The organism is Streptomyces lasiicapitis (assembly GCF_014646335.1).
GTDB lineage: Bacteria > Actinomycetota > Actinomycetes > Streptomycetales > Streptomycetaceae > Streptomyces > Streptomyces lasiicapitis.
Window position 1 is genome coordinate 60257 of sequence record NZ_BMNG01000028.1, and the last position, 14004, is coordinate 74260.

The following is a 14004-nucleotide window of genomic DNA, read 5'->3' on the forward strand; positions in this document are numbered from 1 at the left end:
AATGGGGGCAGTTGTCCCTCGGAGACCGTGATGGGTAAGAACATCGTGGTGTGCCTGGACGGTACGGGCAATCAGCTCAAGGCGCGCGGCAATACCAATGTCGTCAAGCTCTACGAGATGCTCGACCTCCGCGACCCCACCGCGCAGATCGCCTACTACGACCCCGGCGTCGGTACCTTCTCCGCCGCCGGTGCCTGGTCGCTCCCGGCCCGCAAGCTCTCCAAGCTTTTCGGGCTCGCCTTCGGCTCCGGACTCAAGGCCAATCTCGCCGAGGCCTATACGTATCTGATGCACCATTACGAACCCGGCGACCGGATCCACCTCTTCGGCTTCAGCCGGGGCGCATACACCGCCCGCGCCCTGGCGGGGCTGCTCAAGTCCGTCGGGCTGCTCCGTCCCGGCTCGGAGAACCTCGTCCCGTACGCCATCGCCGTCTATGCCAAGAACCGCACTTTCAGCAAGGACGACTGGAAGCAACTGCACCAATTCGCCGCCGCGTTCAGCCGGAAAGTGGACGAACGGACGGGCATCCCTGTCCATTTCATGGGGCTGTGGGACTCGGTGAAGGCCGCCGGACTGCTGCGCTGGAACCTGCGCTGGCTCTACACCCGGCGGATCCCCAACGTCGGCCGGGTCCGCCACGCCGTCTCCATCGACGAGAAGCGCCGACCGTACGAGGAGTACCTCGTCCTGCCCCCGGAGGAACCGGGGGCACCGGGCCCGCTGATCGAGGAGGTCTGGTTCGCCGGAGTCCACTCCGACGTGGGCGGCACCTTCGAGGACGACGACCCGAAGCAGCCAGAAGACGAGGCGAAGCTGTCCACGGTCGCCCTCAAGTGGATCGTGGACGGTGCCCTCGACTCCGGCCTGCTGCTCAAGGACAGGGCGTACGCGAAGCACGTCACGCTCGGCCCCGCTCATGCGCGCGGCACTGTGCACCGCATGGGCCGCGTCTGGGCCCTGCTCACCTACCGGCACCGCCGCGTCCCCGACGGCGCCCGGGTACACGAGAGCGTACGGCTGCGCATCGAATCCGATGTCGCATACGGGAAGCGGATCCCGGCCGGTGTCGGCTGGGCGGACAAGGAGTGGCTGTCCCCGCACCCGGGCGCCGGCTGACGGGATCAAACCGTGCAGAGGGCAAGGAAGTTCGAGTTGCAACCATCCCCGCGCGGAGGGACGATGGTAAGGAGTTGCGGCCCACGGCCGGGCCCCGGTTCTGCTCGGTTCCGTAGGGCGGCCCGCACGCGGCAGGGCCCCGAACTCGTGATTCCGCATTCCGCACTCCTGCGATGTCGCACCTGGGGGCCGGATGGCGAGAGTCCCGCGCGGCGTGGCCGATGCGCGTGGTCGACAAGCCGTCGTACACGATCACGAAGGCGCTCTGATGGCATTGGACCTCGAAAGCGGCGTGCCGCTGTGGCGCCACGGGCCAAGCCTGCGGCCGTGCGCCCTGCTCGCCGGGTCGGTCGTGGCTCTGCGGATCCTTCCGTCGCCGACACTGGTGGTCGTGGTGCTCGACGCAGCGACCGGTGCGGACCACTGGACGTCGGAGCCGGTCGACCTGCCGCCATGGGCCCGTTGCACCCTCGACGACACCCGCGCATTCACCCTGCGTACCCAGACGGACGAAGACGCCGTGACGATCCACTGGGTGGCCCGCACCTGGTACGGCGGTGGTGCCGCACCGAGCGAACGGGTCCTGAAGGAATCGACGCGCGAGGTACACGGCGCCCTACGGGTCGATCCGGCGGGCCCTTCGGTGGAGGTGCTGCCGGCGGCGGAACTGCCGGAGTCCGCCGACGCGGATGTGGCCCCCCGCGTACCACAGGCGGCTCGCCCACCACAGCCGGCCGCCGATGTGCTGGACCAGAGCCAAGTCGGCGATATACGCGTGGAACTCGCCCTTCACGCCCACTCCGGCGCCATCGTCCTGAGGGCAGTGAATCCCCCCACCGCCGCGGTCAAGTGGGAGGTGGAACTGGACCACGCGACCACGAGGCGGGCGCCCAGGCTTCCGCCCTAGCCACATCCCCACACGTCGTTCTCATCTCAGACAGGGGCGCATCATGTCCATCTCGGACGAACAGCTGGCCCAGTCGAAGCACATCAGCGTCGAGCAGGTGCAGTTGCTGTGTGAGGCCCGCGGTACGACGAACGAGACCCTTGAGGCCCTGCCCGAATCCGCCGTTCGGCGGGCACTTCTCCGTCTCGACTATCCCGACCTGCCCACGGCTCGTGGGCTCTTCCGCCTCAAGCAGGAGCAGAGCGACGACGGCAGTGTCCAACCGAACGCCCTGGGCACGGCCTACGAGCAGGGGCAGGCTCTGCTGACTGGCGAGGCCCCACCGTCGACCGCGGGCATACCCACCGGTTCGAATGGTCAAAGGACCGGGGGAGGGCCGGCCCCGACGGCCGGGGTGCGGCCGGCCCACTGGGTGTGGCTTGGCCCCGGAAACATTGGCGGGCGTACGCGCGGCATCGTGATCCACCCGGTGCAGCCGGACCGGATGTGGGCCGTGAGCGCCGGGGGCGGCGTGTGGCACACCGAGGACGGCGGAGCCCAGTGGGATCCGGTCGACGACTTCCTGGAGAATCTCGCTTGCGCCTGCATCGCGATGGACCCCTCCGACATGTCCACGATGTACGTGGGGACCGGTGAGGCGTTCCAGAATCTCGACGCCATCCGGGGCAACGGCATCTTCAGCACGACGGACGCGGTCAGCTGGAATCCGATCGCGGCCACCCAGACCCCGGACTTCCAGTTCGTGAGCCGGATCGCGGTGTCGCAGTCCGGGAAGGTCGTCCTCGCGGCCACCTCCACCGGCCTCTTCCGCAGTGCCGATCCCGCGCGGGCGACCTGGACCAGGGTCCTGAACGACCCTCTCGGCGACGTCAGGTTCGATCCGCAGGACAGCAGCAAGGCGGTCGCCGGGGCGCTGCGGGACGGTGCGGCCTGGTTCAGCCGGGACGGCGGTCTCACCTGGGCGCTGGCGGTCAACGGCCAGTGGAGCGGGCGGGTCGAGCTCGCCTACGCGGAGATGGACCCGGACATCGTCTACGCGTCGGTTCAGATGACCACCGGCCAGATCTGGAGGTCGCAGGACGGCGGCGCGACCTACCGGAGCAGGACGATACTGACCCCGGGCGGCCTCCCGGCGGACTACCTGGGCAGGCAGGGCTGGTACGACAACACGATCTGGGCCGGGGACCCGACCGACGCGGACCTGGTGCTGGTCGGCGGCGTCAACCTGTGGCGCAGCACGGACGGCGGTGACCACCTCTCCGAGATCAGCACCTGGTGGGATCCTGGCTCGGTCCACGCCGACCAGCACGCCATCGTCTCGCACCCCTCCTACGACGGGGTCAGCAACCGAACGGTGTTCTTCGGCAACGACGGCGGGGTGTTCAAGGCGGAGGATCTGGCGGATGTCGGAAGTGAGCCGCAGCCTCCGTTCGTGAACGGCTGGACCGAGCTGGTGAACAACTACGGTGTCACCCAGTTCTACGGCGGCGCCGGCCACGTCGGCAGCGGGAGGATCATCGGGGGAGCGCAGGACAACGGTTCGCTCATCTTCGACCCGGCGCTCGGCACCGAGGACTGGCGGGAGTTCTTCGGCGGTGACGGCGGCTGGTGCGCCTCCGACCCGACCGACCCCGACGTCTTCTACGGCGAATACGTCTTCTTGAACATTCACCGCAACACCGATGGCGCCACCACCGAGGACACACAGGGTGATCGCTACATCAGCGGCCAGTTCTTCAACTTCGCGACAGGCGACTGGGACTGGAAGCAGGTGCCGTTCCGCATCACGGACGCGAAGAACGAGAACGCGCTCTTCATCGCACCGTTCGTCCTCGATCCGAACAACGAGAACCGAATCCTCGCGGGCGGGGTGTCACTGTGGCAGACGAACAATGCCAAGCAGCCCAACACCTTCACCACCGGCCCGACCTGGAAGGCGATCAAGCCCAACGCGGGCACGATGATCAGCGCGATCGCGGTGGCGCGCGGTGACTCGGGTGTGGTGTGGGTGGGCCACGAGGACGGCATGGTCTTCCGTACCGCCAACGGCACCGCGACGACGCCCACTTGGGCACGGGTCGGCGTGACGGGCCCGAAACCGCTCACGCCACGGCGCTTCTGTACCTGCATCACCGTCCACCCGACGGACCCCGACACCGTCTACGTCGCGTTCGGCGGATACGAGAGCGGCAACCTGTGGGTGACCACGGACGGCGGCGCGCAGTGGACCAACCTCGCCACCGCGCTGCCGCCCGCCCCGATACGGGCCGTGGCGGTGCATCCGAGGCGGACGAAGCTGCTCTACTGCGGCACCGAGGTCGGGCTGTTCGCCAGCGAGAACGCCGGCGCGAGCTGGTCGCCCACGAACGAAGGCCCGGCCAACTGCTCGGTCGACGACCTGTTCTGGATGGACGAGACACTGATCTGCGTGACTCACGGTCGCGGGATGTTCCGGATCGACCTGTCGGCGGTCCCGTAGAGCGTCCGGTCATGGCGATGCGGAGCTCAAGCCCTGGATCCACCAGGTGTCCACTACGAGTAACTACCGCGTCTCCAGGGAGAGGAAGATCTCGCGCACCCGTTCACAGGAGCCGGGTGGCGGAGCCCAGCGCACTACCTCATGGTGGAAGAGGCGGGCATCGCTGCTGACTTCACGGTCTGACCGACTGAGGAGCACTGATGGAGCCATTTCTGCTTCCAGTTGTCTTCTTGGCTGTGGCCGCCGCATTCACCTTGTCCGCTTCGGCCGGGTTCGGCGGCAGCCTGATTCTTGTTCCCACGCTGGCGCTCGTACTTGGTACCAAGTCCGGAGTGGCGTTGGCGGCGCTTCTTCTTGCTGCCAACAACCTGGTCAAGGTTTTCGCCTACCGAAAGACGCTCCCATTCCGCAAGGCGGCCGTCGTCATCGCCCTGGTCGCCGCAGGGTCATTCCTGGGAGCCAAGTTGCTGGATTCCGCGCCCGAACGGGTTGTGACCCTCGCGGTCATCGCGAGCTTCGCTGCCGCGTTTCTGGTCGAAACGCTCGACCTCACCCGCTGGCGGCGATTCGGATCCCCAGTGATGGCGTTCGCCGCGGGTGCGACGTCCGGATTCAGCGGCACGTCCGGACCCCTCAAGGGGCTCGCGGTCCGCGAGCTGGCCCTGGATCGCCTCCACCTCGTCGGCGCGCTTTCCATGGCCTCACTCGTCGGGGATGCCACGAAGGCCGCAGTCTGGACGGATGCCGAGCTACTTACGGGCGGGGATTATCTCGTCGCCTTGGTGTGTCTGCCGCTGATGTTCGTCGCGACGTTTCTCGGTAAGCGCTTCAACACCAGAATCGGCGAGCGTGGATATACAGGTCTGTTCTGGACCGTTATGGCGGGCTACACCGGGCGCCTACTGACCGGCCTGTAAGGACCTGGGCGGATGATCACGTGAGGTGGGCTTCCATTTTGACATTCCGTCGGCTCTGTCGCCCCTGATCACCGAGAACCCCAGGACCGCGGGACGGCCACGTAATGCCTCCACAGCGGCAGGACGCGTACCTCTCCTCCATGGCGGCCCACTGGGGCTCGCCCACGGCGCGCGGGGCGTGGAGGTAGCGCATCGGCTCCGCCAAGAGCAGAGAGTTCGTCGCGGCTGGCGGCGAGAGGGTGCTCGCAGTTGTCGCGCCCGGCGGCGAGGTCCTCGACCACCTGGCGCAAGGACGACCCGGGAACTCCTGACTCCCTCACCATGCGGACTGGTTCGGCCCGTTCGGTACGGCCGTCCAGGACCCGCAGTTGCGGAGATTTCGGTGCTGCGGCGACAGAGGGCCTCCGCGCCTCTGACCTGATGTCGACGCGACGGTTCACCGAGAGGCGGTCGAGGGCGGATCCTGCGGCTCTGGGGATGGCGGCGCGGGTCGCCTCGGCGCTGATCAAGCCGCTCGTGGCGAAGCTGTTCGTGCGGGAGGAGAGCGGCGCCGACCTCGTCAGCAAGCCGATCCGTGTCTCCCAACTGGTCAGCTGGCGTGGCCAGAAGCGCACCCTGGACGAGCGAGACGTGCGCAAGATCAGCGAGAAGCTGATCAGCCGGACCCTCGCCGCGAACCCGTACGAGCCGGCGGTGCGCGACGGCGACCGGATAGCCGTGGTCGACGCGCTGACCAAGACCCTGCTCTCGCTCGGCGACCTGGAGATGGAGGACGTCCAGGCGGTCCACCTCGGGCACGTCGAGCTGGCGCGCAAGCTGTCGGCCGCGGCGGACGGCTCGACGCGGAACATCAGCGCCGACGCGACGAACCTCTACCATTCCCTGCTTGACGTCTGCTGCCTGCACATCCTGCAGTTCTTCACGCAGCGCTCGGCGTTCATCCCGGCCACGCTGATGACGCAGACCCGCATGATCGACGAGACCATGCGCCGCATGGAGGTGCTGACGGCACGGCTTCCCCCGCCCCGCAGCCAGGACGCCGATTTTGAGCAGCGCTACCTGGAGCACCTCGGGCTCAAGTACGGCAAGCTTGCCGTCTTCGGGCTCGACTTCAGTGCTCCCGGGCAGGCGCGATGGCCGCTCGACACGGCCTATTTGAGCTTGGAACTCTCGGCGCAGAGCCGCGACGGAGGCGTCTCGGCCACTCACCGGCTCCGGGTCGAAGGGGCTCTGACCGGGAAGTACTGTGTGGTGCTGCGGGGCCCTGCCGGTTCGGGCAAGACGACACTGGCCCAGTGGCTCGCCGTCAGCGCCGCGCAGAACGACTTCGACGACGAGCTCGCCTTCCTCCGCGGCCGCGTCCCGTTCTTCCTTCCGCTCCGCAGCCTGGTGCAGGAGTCCACGCTTCCCACCGCTCACAAGTTCCTCGCCATGGCCGGCAGCATGTTGGACGGCGCGCAACCGAAGGGCTGGGCCGACCGGGTCCTGCACAGCGGGCGCGGCATGGTCCTCGTCGACGGCGTCGACGAGATCTCGGAGTCGAAGAGGCTGCTGACCAAGCGGTGGCTCACGGAACTGACCGAGCTCTACCCGCGCACGTTCTTCCTCGTGACCACGCGCCCCTCCGCGGTCCCGATCGGCTGGGCGGCGGATCTCGGGTTCGTCGAGTTCGACCTGCTGCCCCTCAATCAGCGTGACATTGACAAGTTCATCAACCGCTGGCACGACGCGGCCTTGTCGACCCTCGGGGACGCCGAGGAGCGCACCGAGGTGGAGCAGTACCGGGCCGCCCTGCACGTCACCCTGCGCCGCAAGCCCGACCTGTACCAGCTCGCCACCAATCCCCTGATGTGCTCAGTGATCTGCGCATTGCACCGCGACCGGCACTCGCAGCTGCCCGAGGGGCGCATGGACCTGTACGCGGCCGCGTTGCGGATGCTCCTGGTCCGCCGCGACAAGGAGCGGGAGGTCATCGCGCCGGAGGGCTTGCAGCTGACCGAGGAGCAGCAGGTCCAGCTCCTCCAGCGGCTCGCGTACTGGCTCATCCGCAACGGGCGCTCCGAGGCTACCCAGGCACTGGCCGTGCGCATCATCCGGGAACGGCTGCCCTCCATGCCGCACGTCGTCGCGCTGGACGGCGCGCACCAAGTGTTCCGTCATCTGTTGCTGCGCAGCGGGCTGTTACGGGAACCCACGCCGGACACAGTCGACTTCATCCACCGGACGTTTCAGGACTACCTTGGCGCGAAGGCGGCCGTCGAGGCTTCGGACCTGGATCTGCTCGCCAAGAACGCCGGCGACGACCAGTGGGAGGACGTCATCCGCATGGCCGTCGGCCACGCCCGCGAACGCGAGCGCGCCGAACTGCTCCGCAAACTGGTGGCCATCGGCGACCAGCGTCCCTCCCAGCGGCGCCGCTATCACCTCCTGGCCGCGGCGAGCCTGGAGAACGCCACGACGCTCGACCCGGCGGTCAGGGCGGAGGTGATCAGCCGTGCCGCCTCCCTCATCCCTCCGGCCACCCGTGAGGAGGCGGAGAACCTGGCGCAGGCGGGTGCGGTGGTCCTCGACGTGCTATCGGGGCCGGCCGACATGACGGAGGAGCAAGCCGTCGCGAGCGTACGCACGATAGGGCTGATCGGAGGGCCGGCTGCCCTGCAGCGGATGCGGGCGTACAAGGACGCGCCCCAGCGCGGTGTCCGGCAGGAGGTGGTCAACGCGTGGCCGCGGTTCGACACGGTCGAGTTCACCGAGTCCATCCTGGCAGACTGCCGCTGCGACGACATCGAGATCCCGGTGACGAACGCGGAGCAGGTGGCGTGTCTGCGCCAGCTCCCCGAGGCGTCGAACCTGTCGCTCCCCAGGCCGTCGCTGATCCACGAGCTCTCCGCCGTCCTCGACCGGGACTCCACGGTGTCCCTCGCGCTGGGCACGGCCGACCACCGCACATCGGAGCTTCCCGCCCTCAGCGGTCTGACCGGGCTGCGGCGCCTGCACGTACGCAATCCGACGTCCACGCTGTCCCTGTTACCGCTCGCCGACAGCGGTATCCGGGGACTCGTGCTCGACTGCGTGCCGGTCGGCCTGGACCTCTCCGCGCTCCAGGCCGTTCCGCTGCTGACCACGCTGAGCCTCAGCTTCGCCGACCGCGTCGCCCTCCCGGAGGTCGCGCTGCCCTCGATCACGTCTCTGCGGCTCAAGGGGGTGGCGGACACAGCAAGGTTGCCTGACTTCGCCGCCCTCTTCCCCAGCCTTGTCCGGCTGCACCTGAATCTGCACCGCAGGCCGCGTCGGGCGCCTCTCGACCTGTCCCGGGTGCGGGGCATCGACTCCGTCACCGTCCGCGTCCGGAACACGACGAAGGTCATCGGCCTCGACGGGCTCGACCCGGGGCGAGTGTCGGTCACCGTGGAGGGCCGCCGCACGGGCGGTCTCCTCACATCGTTCCGCGACCAGCGCCCCTGATCCGGGCGGCCGTCGGGAAAGAACGCACCGCGCACACTGCGGCCGATCCTTCCACCAGACTGCAGGTGTGAAGGGCCCGGGAAACCCTGTGCGCGCGGCGCGGTCGTGCCGGATCATGGCGGCACGTCCGCGAATCCGTACGATTCCAGCCCGTCGAGGCCTTGGACGACCGCCCCACCGCGCTGCCCGCGCCCGGGCCGGTCACCACCGTGTTGCGCGAGGCGTACAGGGACGTGGTGGCGGTGCCGGCCGAAGGCGCCAAGGCGCGGGCCAGCCGTGGAGCCGGTCGTCACGCCTCGACGTGCTGCGCCAGGCCGTCCAGGATGAGGGCCAGTCCCGCCTCGAACGCCGACTCCTGGTCGATCGTCGGGACGACCGGGTGTTCCGTGCCGACGCCGAGGTCGGCATCCGCCTGCTCCTCCAGGACGCATCCGACCGTGTAGCGGCCGGCGGCGAGCATTGCCATCTGGGCCTCCCGCTCCGGCAGCCCGGAGGCGAGCAGGAAGTCCATCTTGCGGGTGATCCGGTCGAGGTCTGCCCCGCCCGGCATGCTTCCGGCGTGGAGCCGCGCGCCGTCGCGGCGCATCAGCAGGGTCCTGCGGAAGCTGCGCGTGTTCTCAAGGAGCCAGTCCCGCCAGTGATCGGCGGGCTGCGGTAGCGGCGCCGTCGCATGGGGTGCCATGGCGGCCTCCGCCATGGCGCTGAGCAGCTCGTTCTTGTTCCGAAAGTGGTAGTAGAGCGACGGCTGCTCGACGCCCAGTCGCTTGGCCAGCTGCCGGGTGCTGACAGCGTCCAGGCCGACCTCGTCGAGCAGGTCCAGCGCTGCGGCGACGACGGTCTCGCGGTTCATCTTCACCTTTGACAATCTATCGGTGATAGGCAACGCTGTAAAGGTGCCTATCACCGATAGAGAGAGTGCGGATCATGGCGCATGCAACAGAAGCCGGCTCCCTGAAGGTCCTCATCTGCGGCGGCGGAGTCACCGGCCAGGCACTGGCGTACTGGCTGGCCAAGGGCGGCCATAAGGTGACAGTCGTCGAGCGCTTCCCGGCCCTGCGGGCCACGGGCGCCCAGGTCGATCTGCGCGGTCAGGGCATCGAAGCCGTCAAGCGCATGGGGCTCCTCGACACCGTCAGGAGCAAGCGCGTGGACGAGGCAGGGGTCGCCTTCGTGAACGCGAAGGGCAAGGCGCGGGCGACGATCATGGTCAACACCTCCGGGCGGGGCCGGCAGACCCTGACGTCCGAGTACGAAATCATGCGCGGAGACCTGGTGCGCATCCTCCATGACGCGACGCAGGAAGACGTGGACTACGTCTTCGGCGTCAGCGTGGAGCGCTTCGAGCAGGACGAGAAGCGCGTCGTCGCCCACTTCTCCGACGGCACGTCCGGCGAGTTCGACCTTCTCGTCGGCGCGGACGGGCAAGGGTCACGCATCCGTCGGGCCATCCTGCCGGCCGGTTCCCCCGAGCCGTACTGGCGGGTGGGCATCCATATGGCTTACTGGTTCGTTCCGCGCATCGCGTCGGACAGCAACATCCGGGACACCTACCACGCCCCCGGCGGCCGGATGATCATGCGCAGGAGCCACAACCCGGCCGAGACGCAGGTCTATTTCGTGCTGCGGGAGGAGTCCACGGAAGCCTCAGCCGTCCACCGGGAGCCGGTCGAGCGTCAGAAGCGGTTCTGGACCGACAGGTTCCGTGACGCGGGTTGGCAGACCGAGCGGTTCCTCGACGGCATGCGGACCACGCAGAGCTTCTACTCCCAGGAGGTCGCGCAGGTACGCACCGGCATCTGGTCGAAGGGGCGGGTGGTCCTGGCCGGGGATGCCGCACACTGCGCCTCCCCCTACAGCGGCATGGGAGTCTCCGGCGGTCTGGTCGGCGCGTACGTCCTGGCCGGCGAGATCAACCGGCATGCGCACGACCTGTCCACGGCTCTGGCGGCCTACGACACCACGCTGCGGCCGTTCGTCGACGAGATCCAGGCCGAGGTGAAACCGCGCCTCCTGCGTCTGGGCATGCCCAAGAGCCGACTGGCCATCGACGCCTTCCACTCCGTCACGGCACTGGCCTGCCTGCTGCACATCCCCGATCTCGCCGCGCGGTTCTCGAAGGAGGACCGGGGCGGCGATCGGCAGCTGCCGGAGTACCCGGAACTCAAGGCCGCCTAGGTGCCGCCCTGGGGGGCCTCGTACAGCCGGACGGCATCATCCGGGCGCGGGTCAGCACGGCGAGCTCCGGCGCGCCCGTATCCCGGGTCATCCGCGAGGCGCAGCTCCCGCGACGCTCGTACTGCCGTTTCAGTACGCCGCGGTGTCAGCAGGTGCGGGACGACGATGACGCCCCCGGTCGCGAACGATGGAGCGACGGCTCCGGCCCGGGTGTTCGTGCCCACACACGGCCGGAGAACAGCCCTTGCCGCTGCACATTCCTCCCCTCCTGACTGGAGCACCTCGTCATGGCCTCGTTGCTCTACCGACTCGGTCGACTGTCCTTCCGCAGGCGCCGCTACTTCGCTCTGCTGTGGGTGGTGCTCCTGGGAGCGTGCGCCTTCGCCGCGGTGAATGCGCCGGAAGCCGAGGACAAAGGTTTCACGGTGCCGGGCACCGAGTCGCAGAAGGCGTTCGACCTGCTCGATGAGCGCTTCCCCGGCGGAAACTCCGAGGGCGCCGACGCGCGGATCGTCTTCGCGGCCCCTGACGGGCAGAAGGTGACCGCCGGCGACACGAAGGCCGCGGTGGAGAGGGTCGTCGACGAAGTCGCCGGCGGTTCTCAGGTGAAAGAGGCCCTGAGCCCCTTCAAGGACGACGCTGTCAGCAAGAACGGCAGCACCGCGTACTCGAGCATCACCTACGACGTGCCGAGTGAGAAGCTGACCGAAGGCACGAAGAAGGCCCTCATGGACGCCGTCGAGGACGGCCGGGATGCGGGCATGACCGTGGAGGTCGGCGGGTCGGCCGTGGACGCGGGCCCCGAGTTCGGTGGTGTCACCGAGCTGATCGGCATCGGCGTCGCGGCGCTGGTGCTGCTCATCACCTTCCGTGCGCTGGTCGCCGCCGGTCTGCCGCTGGTCACCGCTCTTGTCGGGCTCGGCGCAGGTATCTGCGCGATCATGGCCCTCGGCCTGCCCACCACGACGATCACCCTGGCACTCATGCTGGGGCTGGCCGTGGGCATCGACTATGCCCTGTTCATCGTCTCGCGCTACCGGGCGGAACGAGCCGAAGGACGCCCGGCTGAAGAGGCCGTCGGCAGGGCGGTGGGCACGGCGGGATCCGCCGTCGTCTTCGCCGGAGCCACGGTCGTGATCGCTCTGGCCGGACTGTCGGTGGCCGGTGTGCCCATGCTGACCGAAATGGGGCTGGCCGCCGCCGGGACCGTCGTGATCGGCGTGCTGGTCGCGCTGACGCTGCTGCCCGCGCTGCTGGGCTTCTTCCCCAAGGCCGTCCTGCCCCGCGCACACCGCGCAGCACGGCAGCCGGCCGCCGCGGCGAAGGCCAAGGAGGCCGCGGGCAGCCGGTGGGCCCGCTTCGTCATCCGCCGACCGGTGGCATCACTGCTGCTGAGAAGCTGTGTTACATCCTCTTTTCGCAGGTCACGGAGGTGTGAAGGATGGTGGTGATCCCGCTTGCCGTTCGGTTGGGCGTCGATGGTCGCCGTTCCGAACGGCAAGCGGCAGCGTGCTGGTCTTCAGGCGGCTGCGAGGGTGGCTGGCAACGCCTTGGTCTGGCGGCGGGGGCGGGCCAGGCGGCGGGACATGAGGGTGATGAACGCCCACTGGATGTGGGCTTCGGCGTGGGCCGTCAGGCGTTCGTAGTCTCTCGCGTTGCGCCGGGCCCGCATCGTCCACGAGTTGCTTCGTTCCACCACCCACCTCTTGGGCAGCAGGACGAAGCCCTTGGTGTCCTTGGGGCGGGGGACGACTTTGATAGTGATGCCCAGTGTGTCCTGGGCCCAGGTGCTGAACTCCTCGCCTCCGTAGCCGTTGTCTGCCCAGACCAGGACGATTTCGGGGTGTTCGGTGTGGAGGCGGGTGAGCAGGATGCGGGCTGCGTCGCGGTCCTGGACGTCGGCGGGGGTGACGAGCAGGTCGACGAGCAGGCCGTCCTGGTCAACTAGGAGATGTCGCTTCCGCCCGTTGATGTGCTTGTTCGCGTCGTATCCGCGTGTCGCGTTCGACACGGTTTCCGCGCCTTTGACGGACTGGGAGTCCACGATCACCCGGACCGGCCAGGGACAGCGTCGGCGGCGCAGCCGCAGCCGTCGGCGGAGCTGGTCGAGGATCCGCTTGAGTGCGCCGGCCTTTGCCCAGCGGGCGAAGTAGCCGAACACGGTGCGCCACGGGATGCCGAAATCTGCGGGCAGCGCCCTCTACTTCGCACCGTTATCGGTGATGTAGCGGATGGCGTCGACCACGCGGCGCCGGGGCCATTTCTCCGGGGCCCCGCCTTTGGGGGTCTGGCAGGCGGGAGTCGGGAGGAGTGCCTTGAGCAGGGCCCATTCGAGGTCGCTGGTGTCGGAGGGGTAGCGGTAGCGGGGCAGCGGCATGACGGTGCCGGGCCGCGACCGGTGGATGGGGGCCAACTGCGGGGCGGTCGCGGCCCGTTGCCTCTCGTGCTTCGGTTCACTCCAGGCTGGCCAGCAGTTGGAGGGTGGACTCGATCGCACCCATCTGCGCCATGACCGTGCGGATGTAGGGGTCGTTCGGGGTCTTCTTCTGGTGCGGGAGGAGGGTCCCGGCGATGAAGTTCTCCACCCGGTGGTGGACGGTCTCGAAGAACGCCCGTTCGTAGCCGATGCACACCTCCGGCGCGTCGTCCAGCATGCGGTATCCCCATCGTCTGTCCCAGGTCACGGGCGGCAGGCCCTTCGCGGCCGCGACCTTGCGCAGATGCCGCAGCCCTGTGTGGACCTGGGCGCAGGTGCGTTCGGTGGCGGACATCAGCTGGGCGATGGTCAGGCCGGCGGGACGGGCCTCCAGCAGGGCGCTCAGGATCGCTTCGGCGTGGACGTGAGCGGGGACACCCCGCCCCATCGCCTACTCACCCGAGCCCTAATTCCTTCTTAAGCGCTCCGGGGAGGCCGGGTCGGGATCACCGGAGTGTTCGAGTGG

The 14004-nt window shown here is 68.6% G+C and carries 11 protein-coding genes and 1 pseudogene; 7 read left to right on the plus strand and 5 right to left on the minus strand.

The features are described 5' to 3' along the window. Nucleotides 1-30: 30 nt before the first annotated feature. The 4 genes from IEY91_RS40095 to IEY91_RS40110 all read left to right on the plus strand — a co-directional run bounded on the left by IEY91_RS40095 (nucleotide 31) and on the right by IEY91_RS40110 (nucleotide 5422). On the plus strand, nucleotides 31-1119 hold the full coding sequence (locus IEY91_RS40095; RefSeq protein WP_189177718.1) for a T6SS phospholipase effector Tle1-like catalytic domain-containing protein: 1089 nt from the start codon (nucleotides 31-33) through the stop codon (nucleotides 1117-1119). Nucleotides 1120-1387: 268 nt separating this feature from the next. Beyond that, on the plus strand, nucleotides 1388-2026 hold the full coding sequence (locus IEY91_RS40100) for a hypothetical protein (RefSeq protein WP_189177719.1): 639 nt from the start codon (nucleotides 1388-1390) through the stop codon (nucleotides 2024-2026). A gap of 43 nt (nucleotides 2027-2069) precedes the next feature. Continuing rightward, the gene (locus IEY91_RS40105; RefSeq protein WP_189177720.1) at nucleotides 2070-4505 is read left to right on the plus strand and encodes a WD40/YVTN/BNR-like repeat-containing protein; all 2436 of its coding nucleotides are present in this window, start codon (nucleotides 2070-2072) and stop codon (nucleotides 4503-4505) included. Between the two features lie 200 nt (nucleotides 4506-4705). Further along, nucleotides 4706-5422, plus strand: a complete 717-nt coding sequence (locus IEY91_RS40110; RefSeq protein WP_189177721.1) for a TSUP family transporter — start codon at nucleotides 4706-4708, stop codon at nucleotides 5420-5422. A gap of 77 nt (nucleotides 5423-5499) precedes the next feature. On the opposite strand, the pseudogene IEY91_RS42255 reads toward IEY91_RS40110, so the two are convergent. Continuing rightward, nucleotides 5500-5745, minus strand: a pseudogene (locus IEY91_RS42255) (hypothetical protein); the annotation flags it as partial. A gap of 154 nt (nucleotides 5746-5899) precedes the next feature. Between IEY91_RS42255 and IEY91_RS40115 the strand changes: the two are divergent. Beyond that, nucleotides 5900-8887 carry an NACHT domain-containing protein gene (locus tag IEY91_RS40115; protein WP_189177722.1) on the plus strand — a complete coding sequence of 996 codons (2988 nt, stop codon included), beginning with the start codon at nucleotides 5900-5902 and terminating at the stop codon, nucleotides 8885-8887. 289 nt (nucleotides 8888-9176) lie between these two features. Here the strand turns inward: IEY91_RS40115 and IEY91_RS40120 are convergent, their stop codons facing one another. After that, nucleotides 9177-9737 (minus strand): TetR/AcrR family transcriptional regulator C-terminal domain-containing protein, encoded by a 561-nt coding sequence (locus tag IEY91_RS40120; RefSeq protein WP_189177734.1) that lies wholly within the window; start codon nucleotides 9735-9737, stop codon nucleotides 9177-9179. Between the two features lie 74 nt (nucleotides 9738-9811). Between IEY91_RS40120 and IEY91_RS40125 the strand changes: the two genes are divergently transcribed. After that, nucleotides 9812-11062, plus strand: a complete 1251-nt coding sequence (locus tag IEY91_RS40125) for an FAD-dependent oxidoreductase (protein ID WP_189177723.1) — start codon at nucleotides 9812-9814, stop codon at nucleotides 11060-11062. A 287-nt stretch (nucleotides 11063-11349) separates the two neighbouring features. Beyond that, complete coding sequence (locus tag IEY91_RS40130; protein WP_189177724.1) at nucleotides 11350-12513, plus strand: MMPL family transporter; 1164 nt, start codon at nucleotides 11350-11352, stop codon at nucleotides 12511-12513. A gap of 68 nt (nucleotides 12514-12581) precedes the next feature. On the opposite strand, the gene IEY91_RS40135 is transcribed toward IEY91_RS40130, so the two are convergent. Genes IEY91_RS40135 through IEY91_RS40145 form a run of 3 tightly spaced genes read right to left on the minus strand, consistent with a single transcriptional unit; the run spans nucleotide 12582 to nucleotide 13926 of the window. After that, nucleotides 12582-13256, minus strand: coding sequence for an IS5 family transposase (locus IEY91_RS40135; RefSeq protein WP_268240958.1), 675 nt, complete (start codon nucleotides 13254-13256; stop codon nucleotides 12582-12584). A 6-nt stretch (nucleotides 13257-13262) separates the two neighbouring features. Beyond that, nucleotides 13263-13475, minus strand: coding sequence for a transposase (locus IEY91_RS40140; RefSeq protein WP_189177725.1), 213 nt, complete (start codon nucleotides 13473-13475; stop codon nucleotides 13263-13265). 40 nt (nucleotides 13476-13515) lie between these two features. After that, the gene (locus tag IEY91_RS40145; protein ID WP_189177726.1) at nucleotides 13516-13926 is read right to left on the minus strand and encodes a RacP protein; all 411 of its coding nucleotides are present in this window, start codon (nucleotides 13924-13926) and stop codon (nucleotides 13516-13518) included. Between the last annotated feature and the right edge of the window lie 78 nt (nucleotides 13927-14004).